The sequence below is a fragment of the Streptomyces prunicolor NBRC 13075 genome (assembly GCF_000367365.1).
GTDB classification, from domain to species: domain Bacteria; phylum Actinomycetota; class Actinomycetes; order Streptomycetales; family Streptomycetaceae; genus Streptomyces; species Streptomyces prunicolor.
In genome coordinates this window covers 103,305-129,601 of record NZ_BARF01000098.1, presented here as the reverse complement: position 1 = coordinate 129,601, position 26,297 = coordinate 103,305, and the positions used below count along the sequence as shown (strand labels likewise).

Annotated in this window: 22 protein-coding genes; 13 read left to right on the top strand and 9 right to left on the bottom strand. The window is 69.7% G+C overall.

All coding sequences use genetic code 11. From position 1 onward, the window contains the following. Nucleotides 1–627 precede the first annotated feature (627 nt). From SPR02S_RS63585 to SPR02S_RS41600, 7 genes are all read left to right on the top strand, one after another. Nucleotides 628–1,320: a site-specific integrase gene (locus SPR02S_RS63585; RefSeq protein WP_158697967.1), complete on the top strand. Its 693-nt coding sequence runs from the start codon at nucleotides 628–630 to the stop codon at nucleotides 1,318–1,320. A gap of 118 nt (nucleotides 1,321–1,438) precedes the next feature. Continuing rightward, nucleotides 1,439–1,750, top strand: coding sequence for a helix-turn-helix transcriptional regulator (locus SPR02S_RS41625; RefSeq protein WP_026151341.1), 312 nt, complete (start codon nucleotides 1,439–1,441; stop codon nucleotides 1,748–1,750). Between the two features lie 269 nt (nucleotides 1,751–2,019). Beyond that, entirely contained in the window at nucleotides 2,020–3,294 is a 1,275-nt protein-coding gene (locus SPR02S_RS41620; protein ID WP_174447595.1) for a tyrosine-type recombinase/integrase, read from the top strand. 49 nt (nucleotides 3,295–3,343) lie between these two features. Next, nucleotides 3,344–5,143 (top strand): gamma-glutamyltransferase family protein, encoded by a 1,800-nt coding sequence (locus SPR02S_RS41615; RefSeq protein ID WP_019062963.1) that lies wholly within the window; start codon nucleotides 3,344–3,346, stop codon nucleotides 5,141–5,143. Nucleotides 5,144–5,228: 85 nt separating this feature from the next. Next, on the top strand, nucleotides 5,229–6,071 hold the full coding sequence (locus tag SPR02S_RS41610) for an inositol monophosphatase family protein (RefSeq protein WP_019062962.1): 843 nt from the start codon (nucleotides 5,229–5,231) through the stop codon (nucleotides 6,069–6,071). Between the two features lie 110 nt (nucleotides 6,072–6,181). Next, complete coding sequence (locus SPR02S_RS41605; protein ID WP_019062961.1) at nucleotides 6,182–7,591, top strand: phytoene desaturase family protein; 1,410 nt, start codon at nucleotides 6,182–6,184, stop codon at nucleotides 7,589–7,591. Then, a complete protein-coding gene (locus tag SPR02S_RS41600; RefSeq protein ID WP_019062960.1) occupies nucleotides 7,588–8,103 on the top strand; it encodes an O-acetyl-ADP-ribose deacetylase in 516 nt (171 codons plus the stop codon). Before SPR02S_RS41605 ends, SPR02S_RS41600 begins: the two co-directional genes overlap by 4 nt. 36 nt (nucleotides 8,104–8,139) lie before the next feature. Here SPR02S_RS41600 and SPR02S_RS41595 read toward each other — a convergent pair whose 3' ends face one another. From SPR02S_RS41595 to SPR02S_RS41575, 5 genes are all read right to left on the bottom strand, one after another. Beyond that, on the bottom strand, nucleotides 8,140–9,174 hold the full coding sequence (locus tag SPR02S_RS41595) for an FAD-binding oxidoreductase (RefSeq protein ID WP_019062959.1): 1,035 nt from the start codon (nucleotides 9,172–9,174) through the stop codon (nucleotides 8,140–8,142). After that, nucleotides 9,171–10,424 (bottom strand): aromatic ring-hydroxylating oxygenase subunit alpha, encoded by a 1,254-nt coding sequence (locus tag SPR02S_RS41590; protein ID WP_019062958.1) that lies wholly within the window; start codon nucleotides 10,422–10,424, stop codon nucleotides 9,171–9,173. The genes SPR02S_RS41595 and SPR02S_RS41590 overlap by 4 nt, the downstream gene beginning before the upstream one ends. Before the next feature lie 51 nt (nucleotides 10,425–10,475). After that, nucleotides 10,476–12,530, bottom strand: a complete 2,055-nt coding sequence (locus tag SPR02S_RS41585; protein ID WP_019062957.1) for an NADH:flavin oxidoreductase — start codon at nucleotides 12,528–12,530, stop codon at nucleotides 10,476–10,478. A 134-nt stretch (nucleotides 12,531–12,664) separates the two neighbouring features. Continuing rightward, nucleotides 12,665–13,450: an IclR family transcriptional regulator gene (locus tag SPR02S_RS41580; protein WP_026151339.1), complete on the bottom strand. Its 786-nt coding sequence runs from the start codon at nucleotides 13,448–13,450 to the stop codon at nucleotides 12,665–12,667. Nucleotides 13,451–13,564: 114 nt separating this feature from the next. Beyond that, nucleotides 13,565–15,322: a serine/threonine-protein kinase gene (locus tag SPR02S_RS41575; protein ID WP_373283407.1), complete on the bottom strand. Its 1,758-nt coding sequence runs from the start codon at nucleotides 15,320–15,322 to the stop codon at nucleotides 13,565–13,567. Between the two features lie 244 nt (nucleotides 15,323–15,566). Here SPR02S_RS41575 and SPR02S_RS41570 point away from each other — a divergent pair, with 244 nt between their 5' ends. Then, on the top strand, nucleotides 15,567–16,712 hold the full coding sequence (locus SPR02S_RS41570; protein ID WP_019062954.1) for an FHA domain-containing protein: 1,146 nt from the start codon (nucleotides 15,567–15,569) through the stop codon (nucleotides 16,710–16,712). 54 nt (nucleotides 16,713–16,766) lie between these two features. Here SPR02S_RS41570 and SPR02S_RS41565 read toward each other — a convergent pair whose 3' ends face one another. After that, the gene (locus SPR02S_RS41565) at nucleotides 16,767–18,626 is read right to left on the bottom strand and encodes a M1 family aminopeptidase (RefSeq protein ID WP_019062953.1); all 1,860 of its coding nucleotides are present in this window, start codon (nucleotides 18,624–18,626) and stop codon (nucleotides 16,767–16,769) included. 292 nt (nucleotides 18,627–18,918) lie between these two features. On the opposite strand from SPR02S_RS41565, the gene SPR02S_RS41560 reads away from it, so the two are divergent. From SPR02S_RS41560 to ppk2, 3 genes are all read left to right on the top strand, one after another. Then, nucleotides 18,919–20,073, top strand: a complete 1,155-nt coding sequence (locus tag SPR02S_RS41560; protein ID WP_019062952.1) for an inorganic phosphate transporter — start codon at nucleotides 18,919–18,921, stop codon at nucleotides 20,071–20,073. A 17-nt stretch (nucleotides 20,074–20,090) separates the two neighbouring features. Then, nucleotides 20,091–20,324, top strand: coding sequence for a hypothetical protein (locus SPR02S_RS41555; RefSeq protein WP_019062951.1), 234 nt, complete (start codon nucleotides 20,091–20,093; stop codon nucleotides 20,322–20,324). Between the two features lie 70 nt (nucleotides 20,325–20,394). Beyond that, on the top strand, nucleotides 20,395–21,285 hold the full coding sequence (gene ppk2 / locus SPR02S_RS41550) for a polyphosphate kinase 2 (protein WP_019062950.1): 891 nt from the start codon (nucleotides 20,395–20,397) through the stop codon (nucleotides 21,283–21,285). Here ppk2 and SPR02S_RS41545 read toward each other — a convergent pair. Continuing rightward, on the bottom strand, nucleotides 21,282–21,668 hold the full coding sequence (locus SPR02S_RS41545; RefSeq protein ID WP_019062949.1) for a luciferase domain-containing protein: 387 nt from the start codon (nucleotides 21,666–21,668) through the stop codon (nucleotides 21,282–21,284). The two genes, ppk2 and SPR02S_RS41545, sit on opposite strands and share 4 nt — an antisense overlap. A gap of 116 nt (nucleotides 21,669–21,784) precedes the next feature. After that, nucleotides 21,785–22,537 carry an SDR family NAD(P)-dependent oxidoreductase gene (locus SPR02S_RS41540; protein ID WP_019062948.1) on the bottom strand — a complete coding sequence of 251 codons (753 nt, stop codon included), beginning with the start codon at nucleotides 22,535–22,537 and terminating at the stop codon, nucleotides 21,785–21,787. Between the two features lie 145 nt (nucleotides 22,538–22,682). Between SPR02S_RS41540 and SPR02S_RS41535 the strand changes: the two genes are divergently transcribed. Continuing rightward, the gene (locus SPR02S_RS41535; RefSeq protein ID WP_019062947.1) at nucleotides 22,683–23,273 is read left to right on the top strand and encodes a TetR/AcrR family transcriptional regulator; all 591 of its coding nucleotides are present in this window, start codon (nucleotides 22,683–22,685) and stop codon (nucleotides 23,271–23,273) included. Nucleotides 23,274–23,355: 82 nt separating this feature from the next. On the opposite strand, the gene SPR02S_RS41530 is transcribed toward SPR02S_RS41535, so the two are convergent. Beyond that, nucleotides 23,356–24,642: an aspartate aminotransferase type Ic gene (locus SPR02S_RS41530; protein WP_019062946.1), complete on the bottom strand. Its 1,287-nt coding sequence runs from the start codon at nucleotides 24,640–24,642 to the stop codon at nucleotides 23,356–23,358. Between the two features lie 188 nt (nucleotides 24,643–24,830). Here SPR02S_RS41530 and SPR02S_RS41525 point away from each other — a divergent pair, with 188 nt between their 5' ends. Continuing rightward, entirely contained in the window at nucleotides 24,831–26,297 is a 1,467-nt protein-coding gene (locus SPR02S_RS41525) for an AlkA N-terminal domain-containing protein (RefSeq protein ID WP_063746301.1), read from the top strand.

The window sequence follows — 26,297 nt, the reverse complement described above, 5'->3', positions numbered from 1 at the left end:
GACGTGAACGCAAAAACTCCCGACCTGTATTTCTGCAGGTCAGGAGCTTTTCCCGGAGTGCCCCCGGCAGGATTCGAACCTGCGCACACGGCTCCGGAGGCCGTTGCTCTTTACGTTGCCCGGTGGTGGTATGCCGCGCCGTGTGAGGGTGTATCAGCGTCCTTTGCGGGCGGGTCAAAAGACGCTCCTAGTCTAACTGAACTCTCCTCAGGAAGCACCTCGCTTTGTTCTGTCGGGAAACCGATGCGTTCCCGCCCTTCTGGAGGCAGTTCGCCGACGGCAGACCAATCCGAGGTGGAACGGACTGGAAGTATCTGCCAGTGTCATGTCAACCTTGATCATGTCGGGGGTTGTTGTGTCATGGGAGACGGCGATCCGATACCTCCCGCGCGGCCGTCCTTGCAGGCTTGCGGCATGCCGGGCCAACTACGCCTCTCGACGCGTCTGGTGGTGGCTTCGCGACTGATTCCTGAAGGGTAGGCCGGACTTCGCCTCCGGCTTATAACACGCGATCGCCGGTTACCCAAACCGGCGATTGTCCGGAGTATTGCAGGTGTTCGTCGGCCTGATGCCGAGAACGCCTTGCTCTGCAGCAAGTACATCCCCCGAGTGCGAGGAGTTGCCCCTGTGGGTGCTGCCGTTGTTGACGAGAAGTCTCTGCTGTCGGATCGGCAGCGTGACGATCTACTGGACTGGATCGGGCAACGTCCGCTGAACGGACGCCCGTTGTGCGCCTTCCTGTCAACCATCGCCTTTGCTGCGCTGAGGCCGCAGGAGGCACTTGCGCTGCGTGTTCGTGATGCGCGTCTGCCCGACGAAGGCCCGGGCGCTTTGGTGATTCACTCCCGCCGGCTCGCCTATGGCCATGAGGAAGCGGATGGAGCGGGTGAATCGCGGGTGGTTCCGGCGTGCCGGGCACTCGTAGAGGTCTTGAGGGCGGAAGTAGCCCGGCGCGGCCTTCGCCCCGATGACAGGCTGTTCACCCGCGATGTCGGCAGGCCCTTGTCCGGCGCGGACTACCGCAGGGCGTGGGACGAGGCGCGCAAGGCGGTTCTTGAGGCGCACGAGATCGACTCACCACTCGGAAAGCGCGTCTCCGACCTCCGAGACGCCCGCATCGCAACCTGGCTGAGCGGGCACCGCACCGCCTTGGGGGTCTTCAAGGTCGCCGAACACATTGGCGTCAGCGCCCCCTCACTCGCCCGGCGCTTCCCGCACTGCTTCCAGGCGTCGGGTGAGGTCTCCAACGACCTCATTGAAGCCTCCTTCGCCATGACCGATCTGCACTGCGAGGCGAAGCGTGAAGCCTTGAATCCCTAGCGGTGCGTCGATCTCGGCGTGACCGCGGATCTCACCGCGCTTCCAGCACAGGCCGCGGGCGGAGGAGTCTCGCACTTCACCCGTCCGCGGCCCCCACTTCTCTCACACAGGACTTTCCATGCCTGCACGCCCGCTACCCGCTCCCTCCACGGCACCTGGCGCGCCTGGCGCCGTCGGCAAAGCCTTCCTGAACGTCAGGGATGCAGCCGAGTACCTCGGCCTCTCACCCCAGACCCTGTACGTGTGGCGGCACCGACGCCAAGGACCCCCGAGTTTCCGCATGGGCCAACGCGGACGCGTCATGTACCGGCTGGAAGCGCTCGAAGCCTGGATCCGGGAACAGGAACAGGCCGACACGCGCTGCAACCCCGTCCTGAGTCCTCTGACTGCCGCACCCCAGCATCGATCCGGCTACACGGCAAGCGCTTGAAGCACGGCACCTCGCCGGCGTAACGGCAGCAGGGGTCGCCAAGCCTCCGGAAGCACCCCCGCGGTCGCGGCATGTAGCGGCGGGAAGCCCTCAACACCCGAATCTGTAACGACGGTGAGGCCACGTCTGCTCCACAACGACCCGCAATCCGGTGCCTTGGGAGCCGCAAGCCAGGCGTCGCCAAGGCAAGGCCACTGACTCTCGTGGCAGTTGCGTGGCAATGCCTATGACCCTCTGTATGTCGGCCATGAATCAAGGGAGATGAACGTTTGGCAGGGTATATCGAAGATAGATGGATCAAGAAGAAGAAGGATCCCATCACTGGGAAACGAGAGCGTACCGATCGCTACGGAAAGGGTAAGAGATACCGGGTATCCGGGATACCCGGAATCCGGGATAGATCCTTCGATACGCTTGAGGATGCGAAGGCGTGGCTCCGGCGGTCAAGTACCGACCAGGAGCGTGGGGAGTTTGTCGATCCACGCGACGGCTCCATGACGCTCGCTGAGTACGTCGAGCAGTACTGGATGCCGGGTGTGCGTGGCGAAGCCAAAACCCGCAAAGGTATCGATGAGCGGATACGGCTGCACGTGATTCCGCACCTGGGCGGTACTTCGCTGAACCAGGTGTCTGCGGCCGAGCTTCGTGCCTACATTGTCAGACTCGAATCGTCGTGCTCGCCCCAATACGCCCGCAGCATCCTCTCAACGTTGTCGAGCGTCCTGGAGACAGCGGTCGATGACAAGCGTCTCGCACGGAACCCGATGAGGTCCAAGTCGGTGCGGTGGCCGAAGCTGCCTGACGAGCGTCGTGAGGCGTGGCCCGAGACAGTAGCTCGAAAGGTACGTGATGGGATCAGCCAGAGGCACCGTATAGCGGTGGTTCTGGGGGTGGGATGCGGTCTGCGTCAAGGTGAGGTTTTCGGTCTCAGCCTGGAGGACGTTGACCACCGGCGCGGGGTGCTTCACGTCCGACGGCAGGTGCAAATACTGAATGGCCGCAAGTACTTCACGCTTCCAAAGGGCGGGAAAACACGCGTCGTAGACATGCCGCGTTCCGTGGCTGACGAGCTGGTGAGGCACACCAGGGCCTACCCGGGGAACAAGGTTGAGCTTCCGTGGGGCGGTCCTGAACCTGACCGGGAGCGAAAGAAGTTCGGCCTCGTGCTGACGACGAAGTACGGGAACGCGATCGCGGCCAACACGTGGAACACGGAGATCTGGAAGCCTGCGCTGGCCAAGGCGGGCATCATCCCCCCACGAGCGAAGGGGGCGAAACCGTGGCAATGGCAAGCGGCCCCGAAGGACGGGTTCCATGTGCTGAGGCACACGTACGCGTCCTTCGTGCTGGAGGCAGGAGAGTCGGTCGTAACCCTCGCCAAATGGCTGGGGCATTCGTCGCCGACCATCACCCTCGACCACTACGCCCACTTCATGCCGGAGGCGGGGAAGAAGGGGCGCAGGGCGATCGATAGCCTGCTCGGGGAGCGGACCGGGGCGGACTCTGGCCCGAACTCCCCAGATTCTCCCCAGGACCGATCCTGAGCGCTGACCGATCCGGCCGATGCGCGGAAACATCGAGGTGAGAGCCCGTATGTTCACCACCCGACCCACGCTCCAGGGCACCTTCGGCATGGTGTCCTCCACCCACTGGCTGGCCTCGCAGTCGGCGATGGCCGTCCTGGAGGACGGCGGCAACGCGTACGACGCCGCCGTCGCCGGGGCGTTCGTGCTGCACGTCGTGGAGCCGCACCTCAACGGACCCGCCGGTGAGGTGCCCATCCTGCTGGCCCCGGCGGGCGGGGAGGTGCGGGTGCTGTGCGGACAGGGCGTCGCACCCGCGGGCGCGACGATCGACCACTACAGGGCACTCGGTCTGGATCTCGTACCCGGTACGGGACCCCTCGCGGCGGCCGTCCCCGGTGCCTTCGACGCCTGGATGCTTCTCCTCCGCGACCACGGCACGAAGTCGCTGGCCGACGTCCTGAAGTACGCCATCGGGTACGCCGAGGACGGGCACGCGTGCGTGGACAACGTCGGGGCGACCGTCGAGGCCGTACGGGAGCTGTTCGAGACGGAGTGGACCTCGTCGGCGGACGTGTACCTGCCCGGCGGGAAGGCGCCCCGGCCCGGCGAGCTGTTCCGCAACCCCGCCCTCGCCGCCACCTGGAAGCGGCTGCTCACCGAGGTCGCCGGGGCGGGGGACCGGGAGGCCCAGATCGAGGCGGCGCGGGAGGTGTGGCGGTCCGGGTTCATCGCCGAAGCCCTCGTACGGCAGGCGCAGCGGCCCACCATGGACACCAGCGGCGAGCGCCACACCGGCACGCTCACGGCTGCCGATCTGGCCTCCTGGTCCGCGTCCTACGAGGCCCCGGCGACGTACGACTGGAACGGCTGGACGCTCTGCAAGGCCGGCCCCTGGAGTCAGGGCCCCGCCTTCCTCCAGCAACTGGCGCTGCTCCCGGCCGAGTTGCCCGCCTACGGGTCCGCCGACTACGTCCATCTGCTGATCGAGGGCTGCAAGCTCGCGATGGCCGACCGGGAGGCCTGGTACGGGGACGCGGGCGAGGACGCCGTACCGCTGGGGGAGTTGCTGTCGGCGGACTACAACGCGGCGCGGCGGGAGCTGATCGGGGAGAAGGCGTCGTACGAGCTGCGGCCCGGCAGCCCTGGAGGGCGTGCCCCGCGGTTGTGCGGGCACGCGCGCGTGGTGGCGCCCAAGGAGTCCGGGTTCGATCCGATGGGGGCGGGGGAGCCGACCGTCGCGCGGGTGAGCGCCGACGGCGGTACGCGGGGCGACACCTGCCATCTCGACGTCGTCGACCGCTGGGGCAACATGATCGCGGCCACGCCCAGCGGCGGTTGGCTGCAGTCCAACCCGGTGGTGCCCGAGCTGGGCTTTCCGCTCGGCACCCGGCTCCAGATGGCCTGGCTGGAGCCCGAACTGCCCAACTCCCTTGCCCCGGGCCGCCGTCCGCGCACCACACTCACCCCGTCGATCGCCCTGCGCGACGGAGTGCCGGTCCTGGCGTTCGGCACGCCCGGCGGGGACCAGCAGGACCAGTGGCAGCTGCACTTCTTCCTGGCGGTCGCCACGCGCGCGAAGGCACGCGGCGGCCTCGACCTCCAGGGCGCGATCGACGCCCCGAACTGGCACAACGACAGCTTCCCGAGTTCCTTCTATCCGCGCGGCATGCGGCCCGGGAGCGTCACCGTCGAGGCCCGCACGGACGCGGCCGTGGTGGAGGAGCTGCGCCGACGCGGCCATGACGTGACCGTCACCGACGCCTGGTCGGAGGGGCGGCTGTGCGCGGTCGCCCGGGATCCGGCGGCCGGGATCCTGTCGGCGGCGGCGAATCCCCGGGGCATGCAGGGATACGCCGTGGGACGGTGATCCCGAACCCGGGTGTTCATGGTGATTCCACCCGGAGTGCACCGGGCGGGTGGGGATTGTCAGTGACGCGTGCTCTCATGGAGGCATGATCGAAGACACCGAAACCATCGACGAGTTTCTCGCACAGCACACGGCCGACGTCGAAGAAGCCATCCGCAGGGCGGCGGCCACGGAGATCATGCCCCGCTTCCGGCAGCTCGCCGCGCACGAGGTCGACCAGAAGAGCGGCCCGCACGACCTGGTCACGGACGCCGACCGCGACGCCGAGCGGTATCTGACGAAGGTGCTCGGCGCCCTCCTGCACGGCTCCGTGGTCGTCGGCGAGGAAGCGGTGCACGCCGACCCGGAGACGTACGAGGCGATACAGGGCGACGCCCCGGTCTGGATCGTCGACCCGGTCGACGGGACACGCCAGTTCGTGCGCGGCGAGACCGGTTTCTGCACCCTGGTCGCCCTGGTCCGGCACGGGGAGCTGCTCGCCTCCTGGACCTACGCGGCGGCCCGCGACCAGATGGCCACGGCCGTCAAGGGCGGCGGCGCCTTCCTCGACGGCGCACGCCTGCGCTCCGGTGTCCCGGACCCCGCCCGGGACCTGGAAGTGGCCACCTCCCACCCGGACTACACGACGGACGCCCAGAAGCGTGCCCTGCTCGGCCTGTGGGCGGACGGTGTGCGCACGCGTCCGTGCGGCTCGGCCGGCCTGGAGTATCTCGCCGTCGCCCGGGGCGAGTTGGACGCCACGGCGTTCTCCTGGGAGGCCGCCTGGGACCACGCGGCGGGCCTGCTCCTCGTCGAGGAGGCGGGCGGCGCGCACCTCACGCTCACGGGAGAGCCATTCCGCATCACGGGCGGCAACACGCTGCCCTTCACGGCGGCCCGGGACACGGCGACCGCACGGCGCGTGATGGAGCTGCTGAGGGCGTCGTAGGGTCACGGGTTCCGCACACTGGACGGGCTGGCCCCGGGGTTGTCGGTCCCGCGGCATATCCTGACGTCCTGGTTGCCATCGGCTGACGAAGGGGTCCCAAGGTGCCGTCGATGCTGGACGCGGTCGTGGTGGGTGCGGGGCCGAACGGACTGACGGCCGCCGTCGAGCTGGCCCGGCGCGGCTTCTCCGTGGCCGTGTTCGAGGCACGGGACACCGTGGGCGGGGGCGCCCGCACCGAGGAGCTCACCCTCCCCGGCTTCCGGCACGACCCCTGCGCGGCGGCGCACCCGCTCGGTATCAACTCCCCGGCGTTCCGCGCCCTGCCGCTGGAGCGCTACGGCCTGGAGTGGCTGCACGCCGAGCTGCCCATGGCGCATCCCTTCACCGACGGCAGCGCGGCCGTGCTGTCGCGGTCGGTCGCCGAGACGGCCGCCTCGTTCGGGCCGCGTGACGCGGGGACGTACCGCAGGCTGGTCGAGCCCTTCCTCCCCAAGTGGGACACCCTGGTCCGCGACTTCATGTCCCTGCCGCGCACCGCGCTGCCGCGCGACCCGGTCACCCTCGCCCGCTTCGGCCTGACCGGGCTGCCCCCGTCGACCTGGCTGACCAGCCGCTTCCGGGACGAGCGCGCCAAGACCCTGTTCGCCGGACTGGTCGGCCATGTCATGGCACCGCTCAGCGGCTTCGCCACCGGCGCGATCGGCCTGGTCTTCGCCCTCGCGGCGCACGCGCGTGGCTGGCCGGTGGCCCGCGGCGGCTCCCAGTCCATCTCGGACGCGCTCGCCGCCTACCTGAAGGACCTCGGCGGCGAGATCCACACCGACTACGAGGTCAAGCGTCTCGACGACCTGCCGCCGGCCCGCGCCTACGTCTTCGACACCTCGCCCACGGCCCTGGCGAAGATCGCGGGGTTCGGCGACTACTACGCGAACTACCGTTACGGCGCAGGCGTGTTCAAGGTCGACTACGCCCTGGACGGGCCGGTGCCCTGGACCGCCAAGGAGGCCCGCACCGCCGGCACCGTACAGATCGGCGCCGACAGCGCGGAGATCGGCACCGCCCTGCGCGCCGCGTCCCGCGAGAACCGCGCCCCCGAGCGGCCGTTCATGATCACCGTGCAGCCCAGCATCGTCGACCCCACCCGGGCGCCGGCCGGCAAGCAGGTCTTCTGGGCCTACGGCCATGTCCCCAGCGGCTGGACCGGCGACCTCACCGACGCCCTGGAACGCCAACTGGAGCGCTTCGCCCCGGGATTCCGCGACCGCGTCCTGGCCCGGGCGACCGCGGGCCCGCCGGAACTCGCCGTCCGCAACGCCAACTACGTGGGCGGCGACATCGGCACGGGCGCGGTCTCCGGACTCCAGATCCTGCTGCGGCCCAAGCTTTCCCTCTCCCCGTACGGCACCCCGCACCCGGCCGTCTTCATCTGCTCCTCGGCCACCCCGCCGGGCCCCGGTGTGCACGGCATGTCGGGACACAACGCGGCGAAGGCCGTCTGGCGACGACTGAGGCAGTCATGACCACCGTCACCATCACCCTCGTCCGGGGGGACATAACCCGGCAGACCGCCGACGCGATCGTCAACGCGGCCAACTCCTCCCTCCTGGGCGGCGGAGGCGTCGACGGTGCGATCCACCGCCGGGGCGGCCCGGCGATCCTGGCGGACTGCCGCAAGCTCCGTGCCTCGCACTACGGCAAGGGGCTGCGTACCGGCCAGGCGGTCGCGACGACTGCGGGCGAACTGGACGCCCAGTGGGTGATCCACACGGTCGGTCCCGTGTACTCCCGCGAGGAGGACCGCTCGGAGCAACTCGCCTCCTGCTACCGGGAGTCGCTGCGGGTCGCGGACGAGCTGGGTGCCCGTACGGTCGCGTTCCCCGCCGTGTCCGCCGGTATCTACGGCTGGCCGATGGACGACGCCGCGCGCATCGCCGTAGAAACCGTGCGAGCCGCGGAGACCTCGGTCGACGAGGTCACCTTCGTGCTCTTCGACGAGGCGGCGTTCGAGGCGTTCGGTCGGCAGGCCCGCTGAGTGGCGGTCGTGGCCCATCTGCTGGTGGGACGGTCCTCACGCGTCGATCACGACGTCCTCCAGCGGTTTTGAACAGCACAGCAGGATCTTGTTCTGGGTGATCTCGCGTGGCCGGATGCCCCCGTTGTGCTGCATGTCCACGGAGCCGGAGAGCAGGGTCGTCTTGCAGGTGCCGCACATGCCCTGCGCGCACGAGGCCGGCAGGCTGAGGCCCGCTCGGGACGCGGCGGCGAGGAGCGAGGTGTCGGTGTCGCACTCGATGGTGCGTCCACTGCGCGTGAACTCGACCTTGAAACCGGAGTCCGTAGCGACAGCGGGCGAGGTGTCGGCCTGCCCGGTCGGTGTCTCGAAGGTGAAGCTCTCCTCGTGGTACTGGTCCATGTCGAGGCCCGCGTCCGACAGCATCCGCCGTACGGCGGCCATGTAGGGGGCGGGGCCGCAGGTGAAGACCTCCCGTTCGAGGAAGTCCGGCGCGATCTGTCGGAGCGTCTCGATCGTCAGCCGGCCGCGGTGTCCGCCCCAGGGGGCGTACGGGCGGTCCTCCTCGCAGATGTGGACGATGCGGATGTTGGGCGCGGTCGCGGCGATGAGGTCGAGTTCGTGGCGGAAGACGATGTCCGCCGGGGTGCGCGCGCTGTGCACGAAGACCACGTCGGCGGGGTCCGCGAGGTCGTACAGCGTCCTGGTCATGGACATGGACGGGGTCACTCCGACGCCCCCGGACAGGAACAGGTACTTGGGTGCCGGATGCCGGGCCGTGGAGAACTCGCCGAGCGGTCCGTGGGCCAGCACGGTGTCGCCGGGTTCGAGGTGGTCGTGCAGCCAGTTCGACACGAGGCCGCCCGGTATGCGCTTCACGGTGATCGAGAGCAGGAAGGGGCGGGTGGGCGACGAGGAGATGGTGTAGCAGCGCTGGACCGGCCGGCCGTCGATGTCGAGGGCCAGGGTCAGGAACTGGCCCGGGTCGTGCCGGAACAGCCGGGGTTCGGCGTACTCGAACACGAACGTGGACACGTCGTGCGTGAGCGGGTGCACCTGACGGCAGACCAGCAGCTCTTCGGTCTCGCTCATGGCCGGCGCTCCAGGTGTGCCTTGAGCCGGGTCACGTACCAGTTGACGAACGCCTCGACCTGTTCCTCCGTCGGGCCGTACGGGCCCGGCAGGTAGGCCGGGCTGCTGATGCCCTGGTGGGCGCGGGCGACGAGCACCGCGTCCTGGTCGTTCGTGGCCTTCCACACCTTCGTCATCGTGTCGAGGTCGTAGTCGATCCCCTCGACGGCGTCGGCGTGCACGAGCCAGGTGGTGCGGACGAGGGTGCGATCCGGGCCGAGCGGGATCACGGAGAACGTGATCGCGTGGTCGGCCATGAAGTGGAACCAGGAGTTGGGCTGGATGTGCATGGACAGCCGGCCCAGGCGGGCCGTGGGGAAGTCCGCCAGCAGGCGGGTGCACGCGGCCGTGCCGTCCGGGGTGTAGGACTCCCCGGCCAGGTCGAGGGGCTCGCGCTGGATGCGGAAACCGGTGGGCCGGGTGTCCAGTTCCTCGATCTCGGCGTACGGCAGGCCCAGCGAGTCGTAGGTTTTTCGGGCCTCGGCGTCGGCCAGCAGGAAGCGCTCGTAGGCGGGCCGCAGCGCGGGCGGGATGTCCTTCTCCTGGTAGCCGTAGATGGGGAAGTAGCAGGCCTGGAGCTCGGGATGGCCCACGCAGTGGTAGCACTCCCGGTTGTTCTCCATGGTCAGCTTCCAGTTGCCGTTCTCGACCAGGTCGATCTGCGTGGCTACCTTCGCCTCGGCCAGCCGGTGCGGTGCGAGGTACGGCGCGATACGGGCGGCGACCTCGTCGAAGTCCTCCGGCGGCTCCTGGGCGAGGCAGATGAAGACCAGCCCGGCCACCGTGCGCGCGTGCACGGACCGCAGCCCGAAGCAGGACGGGTCGAAACCGGACGCCTGGGACTCGGCGTACAGCAGCTTGCCGTCCACGCCGTATGTCCAACGGTGGTATCCGCAGACGATGTTGCCCACCGAACCGCGCTCCTCGTTGAGGATGCGCGCCCCGCGGTGGCGGCAGACGTTGTGGAAGGCCCGGACGTCCTCGTCGTCGTCGCGCACGACGATGATCGAGTACGACCCGAGGTCGACCGTCACATAGTCGCCGGGCTCGGGAAGCTCCGCCTCGGCGGCCACGAACAGCCAACTCCGGGCGAAGACGGCCTCGATGTCGAGGTCGAAGAACTCCTCGCCGACGTAGAACGGCGCTTCGAGGCTCTGACCGGCGGGACGGCGGGCAACGAGGTCGCCGACGTCGGAGGTCGCTTGCTTCATCTCATCTCTCCGGTACGACGAGGGAGTTGACGTGCGGACGGGGGTGGCGCCTTAGACCGGCAGGCACAACCGCAGCGCGTCGTGGATCGCGGCGTGGATGTTGCGGGAGGCGACGGCGTCGCCGATCCGGAAGAGTTGGTAGCTGCCCGCCTCGTTGCGGACCACGTCCTGCTGCTCGTGCGCCAGCAGGGCGCGGTGGTCGACCTCGCCGAAGTTGGTCGAACCGAGGAGGAGTTCGACGTACAGCTCGTCCGTCGGCAGGGTCCCGTGCTCCACGACCACGTGGTCCACGATCCGCTCGGTCTCGGCCTCGGTGTACTCGCTGTAGAGGGTCGCGGCCAGCCGTCCGTCCCCGGTGCGACGCACGGAGCGCAGCCGCCGGGCGAGCGTGATGGTGACATCGTGCGCGGTGAACGCCCGTAGGTAGGCGGGGGAGTTCATGCTGCCGACGTCGGGGGCGAGGGCGCGCTCCGGGGTGACGTACTCGATCCGGAGATCGGGCGACGCGGTGAGGACCTCGACGGCGTCCATGGCCGGGTAGCCGCCGTGGTCGTCGTAGACCAGGATCTCGCCGCGCGGGCGGCGCAGCGAGCCCGTCATCACGTCCCAGGTGTCGGAGACCAGGCCCTCGCCGGCGGTGAGGAAGCTGCGGTTGGGTGTGCCGCCGGTGGCGACGATCACGAGGTCGGGGTGTTCGGCGAGGATGTCGTCGGGCTCGGCGTACACGCCCAGGCGCAGGTCGACGCCGAGGATCTTGCACTCGGCGAGGCGCCAGTCGACGATCTGGATCAGGTCGGCCCGGCGCGGGTTCGACGCGGCGAGCCTGATCTGCCCGCCGGGCTGGTCGCTCGCCTCGAACAGGACGACATCATGGCCGCGTTCACCCAGCACCCGCGCCGCTTCCAGGCCTGCCGGTCCCGCTCCGACGACAACTGCCTTCCTACGGCGGCCTGTTGTGCGGGGGACGAGGTGGGGCAGGTGGAGTTCGCGGCCGACGGACGGGTTGTGGACGCACTTGGTGTCGCCCGAGTCGTAGATCGCGTCGAGGCAGTAACTCGCCCCGACGCAGGGCCGGATGCGGTCCTCCTGGCCGGCCTTCACCTTGGCGACCAGGTGCGGGTCGGCGATCTGCGCACGGGTCATGCCGACCAGGTCGAGCAGTCCTTCGCGCAGGGCGTGCCGCGCGGTGGCGACATCGGCGATGCGGGCCGCGTGCATCACCGGGATGGTGAGGCGGCGCTTGATCTCACCGGTGAAGTCCAGGTACGGGCCGAGCGGGGTGCCGATGGACGGGATGGCCTTCGCCAGGGACGCGTCACGCTCGATGGAGCCGTGGATGGTGCTGATGAAGTCGATGCCGTCGGCGGCGTACTGCTGGGCGGCGCTGAGTGCCTCGTCGAAAGTGAGGCCGCCGGGTTGTGCCTCGTCCAGCGACATCCGGATACCCACGACGAAGTCCGGGCCGACGGCTTCACGCACCGCGCGGATCACCCGGCGCGGAAACGCCATGCGGCTCTCCAGGCCGCCGCCCCATTCGTCCTCGCGGTGGTTGGTCGCGGGGGAGAGGAAGCTGTCCAACAGGTGGCCGTACGCCTCCAGTTCGATGCCGTCGAGGCCGCCCTCCTTGCAACGGACCGCCGCGGAGGCGTAGTCGGCGACGATCCGGTCCAGGTCCCAGGACTCGGCGGCCTTCGGGAAGGCGCGGTGCGCGGGTTCGCGCAGCGGCGAGGCGGACACCACCGGGAGCCAGTCGCCGGTGAAGTTGCTGGTGCGGCGGCCGAGATGGGTGACCTGGCACATGACGGCGGCCCCGGCCTCGTGCACGTCGTCGGCGAGCCGGCGCAGCCACGGGACGATGTCGTCGCGGTACAGGAGCAGGTTGCCGAACGCCGGCGGGCTGTCGGGCGAGACGACCGCCGAGCCGCCGATCATCGTGAGACCGACCCCGCCCCGCGCCTTCTCCACGTGGTAGGCCCGGTAGCGGTCCTTGGGCATGCCGTCCTCGCCGAACGCCGGTTCGTGGGAGGTGCTGACCACACGGTTGCGCAGGGTGAGGTGCTTGAGCCGGAAGGGCTGGAGCAGGGGGTCCAGGATGACTGAGGGCACGGCTGCTCCTCGAAGGATGCTGTGGCGCGTCTGTTTCGCGATGCAAAACAGCATCGCCATACGAAACAAATGGTGGAGCTGGGAATCCCCGGCCGTCAAGAGTTCGCCGTGTTAACTCGCCGTGCGCGCAGCGCTCATCCGCGTTTCACGAAGCCCCGGCGCCAGGAGATCTTCGCGGCGGCCGCCAGCAGCTGTGCCGCGAGACCGGGCACGGTGTCCTCGGTGAGGCGGAAGGTGGGTCCCGACAGGGTCACGGCCGCGATGACCTTGCCGTCCAGGGCGCGGACCGGGGCGGCGATGGCGGCCAGCCCGATCTCGTGCTCCTCGCTGGTGGTGGCGTAGCCCCGCTCGCGGATCGTCTCCAGCGCCGCCGCGAGGGTCGTCGGGTCGACGATCGTGTGCGGGGTGTACTTCTCCGCCCCCTCGGCGAAGATCTCCGTGACCTGGTCCGGGGTCATGTGCGCCATGAAGAGCTTGCCCGCCGCGGTGGCGTGCAGCGGGGCGCGCCGGCCCACCCAGTCGATGCTCGCGATCACCGCCGCGCCGATCGCCTGGTCGACGGTGATCACGTCGTGCCCGTCGTGGATCGCCACGTTCACGGTGTCGCCCACGGCCGCGGCCAGTTCCTGGCAGACGGGACGGCTCAGCAGGGACAGGTCGTTCACCTTGCTCGCCCCGGCGGCGAGTTCGACCATCGTGTACCCGATGCGGTACCGCCCGCGCTCGGTGTCCTGCTCGACCAGGCCCCGTGACTCCAGGGTCGCCAGCAGCCGGAACACGGTCGACTTGTGGATGCCCAGTTCCTCGGCGATCTCGGTCACCCCGCTGGGCCCCCGCGTGGCCAGCACCTGGAGGATCGACACCGCACGGTCGACGGACTGCACCGAGTGATCACGTGGGCGGCTTCCGCTGCTGGTCATGGCCGAAGGGTAATCGAGCGGAGGGCACCGCCCGCGAGCCCGGTGAGCCGCTGCCCGAAGCGACGGTGAGGCCGTCTTCCGGCTCGTCGGTCAGGCAATCTTCCAGCTCGTCGGTCAGGCCGTCTTCCAGAGGGTCAGCTCGGTGACGTAGTCGCGTGCCGTGTAGCCGGACGCGTCCTTCTGGAGGACGACGTCCGTGATCTTGAGCATGGCGAGGTTCTTCTCGTCGGTGACGGTGCACAGCAGCGTGCCCTTGGTCAGTTCCTTGCCCTGGTCGGTACCGGCGAGTTGAGAGGGCAGCGCGTTCGCCGCCGCGCCCTCGGCGCACTGCTCGGGGGTGGGGCCCGCGCTCTTTCCCGTCGTCGTCACCAAGTTCAGGGTGTGGGTGGTGCCCCACTCCGCGTACTGCAGCTCGGCCCCGGTCGTCGAGCTGGACGCGTGGGTGTCGATCTGGGGTGCGTCCAGGTCGACGTTGGTGTACGAGCTGCGGCCGGTCGTGAACTGGGCGCGCAGGGTGAGCGGCTTGTCCTTGAAGACCACGGTGTAGCCGCCGGCCGTCGAACTCGTGGAGGGTGACGCGGTGGTGCCGGTGGGCGTTGCCGAGGCTGTCTGCCCGGTGCCGCCCTTCGCGCCGGTGTCCTTGTCGTCGTCACGGGTGAAGACCCAGGCCGCTCCTGCTACGACCACCACGGCCAGCGCGGCGGCGCCGACCGCCAGCGGGGTCCGGCGGCGGGCCGGTGCCGTGGCGGAGGGCGGTGCGCCGGGCGGGAACGAGGGCGCCGGGCCGGAGACAGGCTGCGGCGGGCGCGTCGGGGCGTGCTGCGTCGGCTGGTCGGACCCCGGCGTGTAGGTGGGCGTATATCCGCCGGGCGACGGGGAGTTGAGCGGCACGGCACCGCGAGACCCACCGCCGGGCGGCTCGGCACCGCGAGACCCGCTGCCGGGCGGCACGGTCGTCGCGCCCGCCGCTCCTGCGGAGTCACCCGAACCCGGATACACGTCGGCCTCCGCAGAGGCATCAGCGAGTTCCCCTCCACCCGCCAATGCCCCCTGCTCGCCCGCGAGTTGCTCCTGCCGGGCGATGTCCGCCGCGACGGGCGCCGGCAGCCAGCCGGTGAAGTCCCGCAACGGCCGCTCGGCCAACTCCTCGCACAGGACGGCCAGTTCGGAAGGAGAGGGCCGGGCGGCGGGGTCGGCCGCCAGCGTGCGTTCCAGGACCGCGCGCAGCGGCTCGGGGTACGACGTCAGGTCCGGCGGCCGGAACTCGGTGTTGGCGATCTTCGTGGCCAGGGTGATGGCCCCGGAGTCGCCGTAGGGATGGCGGCCGGTCGCGGCCACGGCGGCGATCAGGCCGAGGGAGAAGACATCGGCGGCCGGGGTCTGCTCCTGGCCGTTGGCGTGCTCCGGCGACATGAACTGCGGGGTGCCGATCAGCCCGCCGCTGCGCGTGAGTTGGGTGGTGTCGGCGGCCCGCGCGATGCCGAAGTCGATGATCCAGGGACCGTCGGAGCCGATGAGGATGTTGCTCGGCTTCAGGTCCCGGTGGATCACACCGGCCTTGTGCACGGCGTGCAGCGCTTCCGCCGCGCAGCCCGTCAGCTGGAGCACCGTGGGGAGCGGGAGCGGCCCGTGCAGGGCGAGCACCCGGTCCAGGGCGAGGCCGGGGACGTAGACGGTGGCGAGCCAGGGCTGTGGGCCGCTGGTGTCGTGGTCGACGACCGGGACGATGTGGTAGCCCTGCACCCGGCGGGCGGAGGTCGCCTCCTGCTCGAAGCGGCGGCGGAACTCCTCGTCCTGGGCGTACTCCCGGCGGATCACCTTCAGGGCGACCGGCTGGTTGCCGCGCGTGCGCGAGAGGTAGACGGAACCCATGCCGCCCTCGCCGATCCGGGCGAGCAGCCGGTAACCTGCCACGTCCCGTGGGTCGTCGGGGCCCAGCGGTCTCAAGTGGCCACCGTTTTCAGCATTGTTCAAGATGTTCGTCCCCCCTCGCCAGGCGAGTGATCGTACCGGCGCAACCCGGTCATCCGGAAGTATCCGAGGAGATCAAGGAAAAGCGGCGAAGGTCCAGGAGAATCAAGGCAGTTGACGGGTCTTGTCGGACTGGGAGGCGTGTGTGGAACAGCATCTGGTCCCCTCGGCGGAGGGCGCCGACTACCTGGTGGAACTCTCCAACGTCGTACGCCAGACCTCCATCGGCCCCAGGGGACCGCGCTCGCTGCACCGACTGGCGCTCGTCCTGCGGGCGTTGGCGGAACTCACCGGTGACTCCGACGTCTCCGTCTACCTGGTCGCCGACACCAGTCTGCTGGGCGGGCACCGGGAGTTCGGCGATCCGGCCGAGGTCCGCAGGCTGCGCGGGTGGGTCGCCGACGGGCTGGTCGAGGAGGTCGACGACGCCGACGAACGCATCCTGGACCTGGCCCGGATGACCGGCACCCGCGTCGTCACCGGCGACCAGTACGTCGACCATCGCGTCGAACACCCGTGGATCCAGGGGAACACCTGGCAGTTCCTCAGACCCGAACCCCGCCCCGACGGCTCGGTCGCCGTCGTCCCCATGGACATGGGCGTGCGCACGGAGGCCGAGATCTCCTACCGCATGGAACTCGCGGCCCTCAAGAAGCAGGGACTGCTCGGCCCGGCCCGCACCCCGCTGACCGAGGTCATCATGCGCAACTGGCGCTGCCCGGAACCCCGTTGCACGCTCTACGACGTCCACCGGGGCGACCGCGTCCTGTTGCCCCGGATGCGGCGCGGGGTCCCCACCTGCGAGTTGCACGGCACTTCGCTGACCGACGAGGGACCGAGGCCCGCCGCGGCCCAGCTCAAGGTGGTCATCGAGCGTACCTGTGTGGCCCGTTACACCCTCGACGAGGGCTCCGAGGCGCATGTCGGACGGCTGCCGGGACCGGAGGGCATCGCCCTGCACAGTCTGCTGTCGCCGGAGGTCGCCGCGCAGGTCAGCCGTCGGCATGTGGCTCTCTCCGCGCGGGGCGGGACGGTGCTGGTCCGTGACGTCAGCACGTACGGGACGCGGATGCGCAGAGCCGGCCGGAGAGGCGCGCCAGGTCCCTGGGAGACGCTGCCGCCGGGTTCCGACCGTTCCTTCCGCCCCGGTGACGAGGTCGAACTCGCCCCCGGTGTCGTCCTCACCCGCAGCGGCCGACGTTTCCCCGCCGAACTCGCCGACGCCTGGCGGACCGAGGCCGGCGGGATCGCCGTGCCGCCGACCGCGGCGGCGCCTACGCGACGGGTCTGACCGCAAAGGGAGTTGGCGGTGCGATCCCCGGCCGCACCGCCAACTCCCCTTCCGTCAGCCGATGATGCGGTGGGTCGTCCAGAAGGACGTCAGGTCCGTGGTCGTCGCGGCCTGGGCGGCCGCCTTGAACTCGGCCGTGGTCGAGACGCCGTACCAGTGCGAAGTGGCGTAGTCCTTCAGGAGTTTGGTCATCGCGGTGTCACCGAGGGTGCGGCGCAGGTCGTGCAGGGCGCACTTGCCGTAGCCGTAGACGACGGTGGAGTAGCGGGACGAGTGGGTGTCCCAGTAGGCCATCGAGTTGGTGATGTTCTCCGCCGTCGAGGCCCAGGAGACATTGTTCCAGCAGTTGGTGCCGGTCAGGCCCTGGGCCAGGTCGGTGGCGTAGTCCGTGAACGCCTCGTCCAGCCAAGGGCTGTTGTACTCGTCGTCGCCGACGATGCCGTAGAACCACTGGTGGCCGATCTCGTGAGTGAGTGCCGTGGTGCTGACCAGGTCGAGGACGAAGCCGGGGTACTCCATGCCGCCGAACCAGAAGTTGTTGTCGATGACGGCGTCCAACTCGCCGTACGGGTAGGCGCCGAAGCGTCCAGCGTGGGCGTCAACTGCGGACTTGGCGGTGGTGAGCATCGACTGGGCGTTGGCCGAACTGATGCCGGTCACCGAGTAGATGTTGATCGGGGTGCCCGCCGTCGACGTACCCGAGATCTTGGTGAACGGGCCCGCCGCCCACGCGAAGTCACGGACCTTGGACGCGGTGGCCGTGGTCACCGTACGACCGCTGGTGCCGGGGGTGTCGACCGAGGCGCCGGTGGCCGGGACCAGCAGGGTGGTCGGGTGGTCCAGGGTCACCTTGAAGTCGGCGGCGAGGGAGTAGAAGGACTCGCCGTTGTTCGTGTACGGGTCCAGGTGCCAGCCCGAGCCGTCCTTGATCGCGAGGACCGGCAGCGCGTTGCCGATCATGCTGAACGCGCCGTCGTAGCCGAACCGGTCGGCGCCGCTCGGGACGGTGATCCCCAAGTCGAAGCCGATCGTGGTCGATTGACCCTGCGCGAGGGGTGTCGGGAGCGCGATCTGGAGGGCCGTGCAGCCGACCGAGAGGGCGCCCGCCGTACCGCCGGTGACGTTGCTGACCGCGATCGGCATCGCGGAGCAGGTGCCGTGGTAGTTGTCCCACAGCCGCAGGTACACCTCGGTCAGCGGGGTGGCCGAGGCGTTGGTGAAGGTCGTGCTCTCGTGGCCGGTCCAGACCGTGCCGGCGGTGTTGCTGCTCAGACTCACGGTGTACGCCGGGGCGGCCGGCGTGCGCGTCGAGTCGGCCGGCGGGGCGGTGTCGCCCGAGGTGTTGAGGGCGATGTCGTCCACGACGAAGCTCGTCTGGAGACTGGAGTCCTCGACGCCGCTGAAGGCGAGGCTCACGGTCTGGCCCGCGAACGACGACACGTCGAACGACTTCTGGACGTAGCCGGTGGCCTTGTTCAGGTTCGAGTACGTCGCCAGCGTCGTGCTGCCGATCTTCGCCGTGAGCTTGTCGTACGCGGTGGACGAGGTCGTCTCGGCGGTGTCGATGTGCAGCCAGAAGGTGAGCGTGGCACTGGCGCAGCCCGACGGGATCGTGACGCTCTGGCTCAGACTGTCGGTGTGCGTGCCGCCGGTGCCGTCCAGCCAGGCGAAGCTGGAACCGGCATGGGCACTCTGGCCGGTGCGGCTGGTGATGACGGTCGTCGAGGACTGGGTCCAGGACGAAGTGCCGCTCTCGAAGCCGCCGTTGGTGACCACCTGCGCAGGAGTGCAGGCGGCGGCCACGGGAGCCGCGGACGGTGCCGCGGCGGCCGGGGTGACGGGGAGCGAGAGCGCGGCCACCGCCGCGACGGCGAAGACGCCGGCGGCGAGAGCCTTGTGGGGGGTCGATCTCACACGGAACTCCTTATACGGCGGCCGGGATTCCGGCCTGCTCGGTGGCCGCCGGGCCGGACTGGGTGTTCCGGTGGGCGGCCGTGGGAACGCGCGTAGCGCTTGCGTGATCGCGGGGGAAGCTTCGCAGATTTGACCGGGCCATGCCATAAGGAGAGGGAAGTGTGTGCGTGCGGTGGAGGAAGGGGCGCACGAGGGCCGGAGAGGGGCGTGTGTACGGCGGCGTTGCACGGGCCATGCCTGGATTTGGCCTCCGGTTGGCCGAATGTACGCCTTCGATTGCTTCCATCGAACGATGGACCACATCACGTTCCTCGTGGCGGTCGTCATCGTCACGGCCTTGGCCTTCGACTTCACCAACGGATTCCACGACACCGCCAACGCGATGGCGACGTCCATCGCCACCGGGGCGCTGAAGCCCAAAACGGCGGTCCTGATCAGTGGGGCCCTCAACCTCGTCGGCGCCTTCCTGTCCACGGAGGTCGCCAAGACGATCTCCGGTGGCATCGTCGACGACACCCTGGTCACGCCAGGGATGATCTTCGCGGGGCTCGTCGGGGCGATCCTCTGGAATCTCCTGACCTGGTTGCTGGGACTGCCGTCCAGTTCCTCGCACGCCCTGTTCGGCGGCCTGATCGGCGCCGTCTGGGTCGGCGCGGGCTCCAACGGCGTCCACTTCGACAAGGTCGTCGAGAAGATCCTGATCCCCGCGGTGGCCTCCCCGCTCGTGGCCGGAATCGCCGCTCTCCTCGCCACCTACCTCGCCTACAAGATCACCGCCCGGGCCCGCAAGGACTCGGTCACCAAGGGCTTCCGGCTCGGCCAGATCGCCTCGGCCTCCCTGGTCTCCCTCGCGCACGGCACGAACGACGCCCAGAAGACGATGGGCGTCATCACCCTGACCCTGATCTCGGTGGGCGCGCTCGGCCACGACGCCGGTCCGCCGGTGTGGGTCATCACCGCGGCGGGACTCGCGATCGGCCTGGGCACCTACATCGGCGGCTGGCGCATCATCCGCACGATGGGCAAGGGCCTCACCGACATCCAGTCCCCGCAGGGCTTCGCGGCCGAGGCCGCCTCCACGACCGTCATCCTCACCTCCGCCCACCTGGGCTTCGCGCTGTCCACCACCCAGGTCTGCTCCGGCGGCATCCTGGGCGCCGGCCTCGGCCGACGGCTGGCCGAGGTGCGCTGGGGCACGGCCGGCCGCATGGTCATCGCCTGGCTGGTCACCCTCCCGGCGGCCGCCGCGGTCGGCGGCCTGTCCGCGACCGTCGTCAAGCACGGCGGCAACCTCGGTACGGCCCTGATCGCGCTGATCGCCGCCGCCGTGGCCCTGTTCATCGTGATCGCCTCGCGCCGCAACCCCGTCCACGCGGACAACGTGAACGAGACCCACGAGGTCACCATCCGCAGTGAGGCGTCCTCGGACGTCCGTACGGCCGCCTGAGCCAAGGGAGTTGAGCAATGAGTGTGGACTGGAACTCGCTCGGCGAGGTCTTCGCGGTGAGTGTCGGAGTGACCGTCGGCGTGGTCGTCGTCTTCGCGCTGGGCATCCTGGGCCTCGCCCGGGTCGAGGCCGCCCGCGAGGTGGACGGCGGCACGCATGCCCTCGGGCTGACGCAGGCGGGGTTGTGCTTTCTCGCGTGTGCGGCTGTCGTGGCATACGGCATCTATCTGATCGTGCCGCAGTTCCACTGAGCACGACGGATCACCACGGATCACCACCGATCACCTCTGAGCCACTGAACCCCCTTGAGAGGAGGCCGGGATGACCGAACTGCTGAGTGGGCTGCGGGTCGACTACACCGACGCCGACGACCCGGTGCTGGTGCGGCCCGACGGCAGCACGGTGGACACCTGGCGGGAGAACTACCCGTACGAACAGCGCATGGAGCGCAAGGAGTACGACTGGCACAAGCGGCTCCAGCAGATAGAACTGCTGAAGCTGCAACGCTGGATCAAGGAGACCGGGCGCCGGCTCGTCATCGTCTGCGAGGGGCGCGACGCGGCCGGCAAGGGCGGCACGATCAAACGGTTCACCGAGCACCTGAACCCGCGCGGCGCCCGCGTGGTCGCGCTGGAGAAGCCGAGCGAGCGCGAGAGCGGTCAGTGGTACTTCCAGCGCTACGTCCAGCATCTGCCGACCGCCGGCGAGATCGTGCTGTTCGACCGGTCCTGGTACAACCGGGCGGGCGTGGAGCGCGTGATGGGGTTCTGCTCGGACGACGAGTACCGCCGTTTCATGCGCCAGGCCCCGCTGTTCGAGCGGATGCTGGCGGACGACGGCGTCGACCTGATCAAGTTCTGGTTCTCCGTCTCACAAGGTGAACAGCGCACCCGTTTCACGATCCGCCAGGTGGATCCCGTACGGCAGTGGAAGCTCAGCCCGATGGATCTGGCCTCGCTGGACCGCTGGGACGACTACACCGCCGCCAAGGTCGCGATGTTCCGGGAGACCGACACCGAGCACGCGCCCTGGACCGTGGTGAAGAGCAACGACAAGAAGCGGGCCCGCGTCGAGGCCATGCGCAGCGTGCTGGCCCGCTTCGACTACGCCGACAAGGACGAGGAGGTCGTCGGCAGCCCCGATCCGCGCATCGTCGGCGCCGCCGCCAACCTCCTTGAGGAGGGCGAGGACGACACGGCGGCGATCTTCTAGTCGCCGTCGCGCGGCACGAGGGTCACCCGGTGGAAGTTGCAGCCGGTCGCGGGCGGGCTCCCGGACGGGGGCCCGCCCGCGTGTGCCTTGAGGGCGACGCTGACCAGGCTGAGCAGCAGGTCCACGTCCGTCTCGCAGTCCAGGTGGACGGTCACCCAGCGGGAGCCCGGGATGATCCGGATCGCGGTCGACTCGCTGAGGTCGTGATGGAACCGGAGGATGGCCCCGACGGTGAGATGCAGGTCCACATCGTGGTCGGAGTGGAAGTGCACGATCTCGCTGTGGGTGGACCGCAGCGCCCGCCCCGTGCCACAACTGGCCGGGACCGCGCTGAGGTCGCGCCAGCCTTCCAGTTGCTGCATGGCTCGCTCGGCCAGGGTCATGTCCCCATCGTGTACCGCTCACCGCTTCGCAACCAGAGGTTGAGCGATTTGTAACCGGGGCGTGAGGTACCGCACATCCGCAGGGAGGGAGGTGTGCGTGGGTATCGGACGTTCGGTCAGACCTGGATCTGCCCGCCGTCCACGAAGTGCTCGGCACCGGTGATGAACGAACTCTCCGACCCGGCAAGGAAAGCGGCCAGCGCCGCGACCTCCTCGGGGCGACCCATGCGCTGCAGCGGCAGCTGCGAGGCCAGCGCGCTGTGGAGGTCCTCGGTGCTCTGGCCGAACTTGTCGGCCAGGCCGTCGATCGCGGGTGTGGCGATGGGGCCGGGCGTGATGACGTTGACGCGCACACCGCGCGGGGCGAGTTCCGCGGCCCAGGTCCGGCCCAGGCTGCGTACGGCCGCCTTGGACGCGGCGTAGACGCCCATTCTGTCGACGCCTTGGTGGATGGTGGTGGATCCGAGGAGGATCACCGACGCGGGCCGGGCGAGCAGGGGCAGGGACTTCTGCACGGTCAGCAGGCTGCCCTTGGTGTTCACGCCGAAGACGTAGTCGAACTGCTCCTCCGTGACGTCCGTGAGCAGAGCCCCGTCACCCAGGCCGGCGTTGGCCACGACGGCGTCGAGCCGTCGTCCGTCGCCGCGGACGACGTCCATGACCCGGTCGAGGTCGGCCGCCCGCGAGACATCGCACGGTACGGCGACGGCGTCGGGGCCGATCTCCTCGGCCGCGGCTTCGAGTTCGTCCTTGCGCCGGCCGGTCAGGTAGACGCGGGCGCCGTCATCGGCGAAGCGCTGCGCGATCGCTCGTCCGATGCCGCTGGAGGCGCCGGTGACCAGGGCTGTCTTTCCGTCCATGGGGCGCATGGCACCCATCCTTTCGAGAGCACTGTGTCGTGCACGCTGCTCGTGGTCGTGGCACGACATGGCAGGCGGCCGGTTGTTCTTGACCGCCTCGTCCAGAACGTAGCCCGTTCTGGACGAGGCAGTCAAGAATGGATATCGTGGAGCCATGGCAAGACCCCGAAGCTTCGACGAAGGCGAGGTGCTGCGCGCCGCCAGGGACCAGTTCTGGTCGATCGGTTACGCAGCCGCGAGAGTGGACGACATCGCCGCGGCCACCGGCCTGGGCAAGGGCAGTCTCTACGGTGCCTTCGGCGACAAGCGCCAACTGTTCCTGCGCACCTTCGACGACCACTGTGCCGAACTGGTCGACGCCGTACGACGGGCGCTCGACGGCCCGGAAGCCGGTGCCCTTGAACGGCTGCGCGCGCATGTGCTGGCGGTGGCGGACGCCACCGCCTCGGACGCCTCTCGGCGCGGCTGCCTGCTCGCCAAGGGCACCGCCGAGCTCTCCGGGCAGGATCCGGCCGTCGAGGCGACGGCCCGCCGGACCTTCGCCGCCATCGAGGAACTGCTCACTTCCTGCGTCGCGGGAGCCCAGCGGGCGGGCGACATCAAGCAGGACGAGGACCCCGCTCGACTGGCCGGACTCCTACTGGCTGTGCTGCGCGGGATCGAGGCGCTGGGCAAAGGCGGAAGCAGCCCCGACTCGCTGCGCTCGATCGCCGAAACCGCCTTGGCCGTCCTGCCCCGGCCGTAGGAAGCCTGCGGTCAGGGCCTGACCGGTCCGGTCCGGACCTGAACGGTCCGGACCTGACCGGACCCATGAATCCTCCGTCGGGTCAACTCGCCTCGGCCACCAGCTTTTCGTAGCCCACCAGCCGTACGCAGGTGGCCACCCCCTCGATGATCTCCTCGATCTCCGAGGCGTCCGGGAAGGAGGGGGCGATCCGGATCGTCCGGTCCCTCGGGTCGTCGCGGTACGGATGTGTGGCGCCCGCCGGAGTCAGGGCGAGACCGGCGTCCGCCGCGCGGCGCACCACCTCGCGGGCGCACCCGTCGGGCACGTCGAGGGTGATGAAGTAACCGCCCCGGGGAGTGGACCAACTGGCGAGACCGGTGTCGCCCAGCCGCTCGGCGAGGATGCGCAGCACGGTGTCGAACTTGGGCCGCAGCAGCTCACGGTGCTTGCGCATGTGATCGCGCACCCCGTCGGCGTCGCGCAGGAACATCGCGTGCCGCAGCTGGTTGACCTTGTCGGGGCCGATGGAACGCTTGGCGCTGGACCCGCGCAGCCAGGCCACGTTGGCCGGGGACGAGCCGAAGAACGCCACGCCCGCACCGGCCAGCGTGATCTTCGAGGTGGACCCGAAGACGAAGACCCGGTCGGGATGCCCGCTGTCGGCACAGGCGCCCAGCACGTCGGCGATCTCCACCTCCTCGTCGGTGAGGTGGTGCACGGCATAGGCGTTGTCCCAGAAGACCCGGAAGTCGGGCGCGGCCGTCGGCATGGCGGCGAGCCGCCGTACGGTCTCGTCGCTGTAGCAAGTCCCGTCCGGGTTGCTGTACTTGGGCACGCACCAGATGCCCTTGACGGCGGGGTCCTCGGCGACCAGCCGCTCCACCACATCCATGTCGGGACCGTCTGCGGTCATCGGCACCGGGATCATCTCGATGCCGAAGCGCTCGCACAGCGCGAAGTGCCGGTCGTAGCCGGGCACCGGGCACAGGAACGCGACCCGCTCCTCGTCCGCCCAGCGGCGTGCGGCCCCGGGCAGCGTGCCGAGCAGCGCGTGCACGAGGCAGTCGTGCATCAGCTCCAGGCTGGAGTTGCCGACGGCGAGCAGCTGCCCGACCGGTACCTGGAGGAACCCGGCGAAGATCTGCCGGAGCTCCAACAGCCCGTCCGCGCCACCGTAGTTGCGGCAGTCCGTGCCGTCGGCGGAGGTGTAACGGTCGCCGGGCAGCGAGAGCAGTTCGGCGGACAGGTCGAGCTGGCGGGCGGACGGCTTGCCGCGGGTCAGGTCGAGCGACAGCTTCTTCGCGAGGAGGGCTTCGTAGTCGCTCCGGGCCGTGTCGAGGCGGGCCGGGAGGGAGTCGGCGCTGTGCGCAGGTGCGGGAGGAGTCACGGAGGTCGACGCTACAAAGCCGGAGGTCGCACCACAAACCCATAACCGACCTCGCCCCTTACACGCCCCCGTCACCCCGTCCGCGGAAGTACGGTGATCCGTGCCTGACCAGGCCACACAAGGCTGATGTCGGATTCCCGCCAGCCCCCGCCCGCCCGGTGTCGGATGCTGGACGTATGCAGAACGGGATGCACACCGACACGGAGCGTTGCGTGCGCGCGGTCCAGTCCAAGGACGCGCGTTTCGACGGCTGGTTCTTCACGGCCGTCCTGACCACCCGCATCTACTGCCGGCCCAGCTGCCCGGTCGTCCCGCCCAAGCCGGAGAACATGACGTTCTACCCGAGCGCGGCGGCCTGCCAGCAGGCGGGGTTCCGGGCCTGCAAGCGCTGCCGCCCGGACACCAGCCCCGGCTCCCCGGAGTGGAACCAGCGCGCCGACCTGGTGGCCCGCGCGATGCGCCTGATCGCCGACGGGACGGTGGACCGCGAGGGCGTCCCCGGCCTCGCCGCCCGCCTCGGCTACAGCACCCGGCAGATCGAACGCCAACTCCTCGCCGAACTCGGCGCCGGCCCCCTCGCGTTGGCCCGCGCCCAACGCGCCCAGACGGCAAGGCTGTTGATCGAGACGACCGCGCTCCCGATGGCGGAGATCGCCTTCGCCGCCGGCTTCTCCTCGATCCGCACCTTCAACGACACCGTGCGCGACGTCTTCGCCCTCTCCCCGAGCGAGCTGCGCAACAGGCGCCCGAAGACAACCGTGTTGACCCCCGGCACCCTCACCCTCCGCCTGCCGTTCCGCGCGCCCCTCAACCCCGACAACCTCTTCGGCCACCTGGCGGCGACCGCGGTACCGGGTGTGGAGGAGTGGCGAGCCGGTGCGTACCGCCGGACCCTCCGGCTCCCCTACGGCCACGGCATCGCGTCGCTCACCCCCAAGTCCGACCACATCGCCTGCCGCCTCACTCTCAGCGACCTGCGCGATCTGCCGGTGGCGATCAGCCGCTGCCGCCGCATGCTCGACCTGGACGCCGATCCGGTCGCGGTGGACGACCAGTTGAGGACCGACCCGGTACTGGCACCGCTGGTGGACAAGGCGCCGGGCCGCCGCGTCCCGCGCACGGTCGACGAGGCGGAGTTCGCCGTACGAGCCGTCCTCGGCCAACAGGTCTCCACGGCGGCGGCCCGCACCCACGCGGCCCGCCTGGTCACCGCGCACGGTGAACCGGTGGACGACCCCGAGGGCGGCCTGACCCACCTCTTCCCGTCCCCCGAGGCCTTGGCGGCGGTGGACCCGGAATCACTGGCGATGCCCCGCACCCGCCGCACGACGTTCACCACACTGGTGGGCCAACTGGCCGACGGCACACTCCACTTGGGAGTGGAGAGCGACTGGACGGAAACCCGCGCCCAACTCCTCTCCCTCCCCGGCTTCGGCCCCTGGACGGCCGACGTCATCGCCATGCGCGCCCTCGGCGACCCCGACGCCTTCCTCCCCACCGACCTCGGAATCCGCCGCGCCGCCCAGGAGTTGGGCCTCCCGTCGACCCCGGCCGCCCTCACCGCACGCGCGGCGGCCTGGCGACCGTGGCGGGCGTACGCGGTCCAGTACCTGTGGGCGACGGACAGCCACCCGATCAACTTCCTGCCTGTGTAA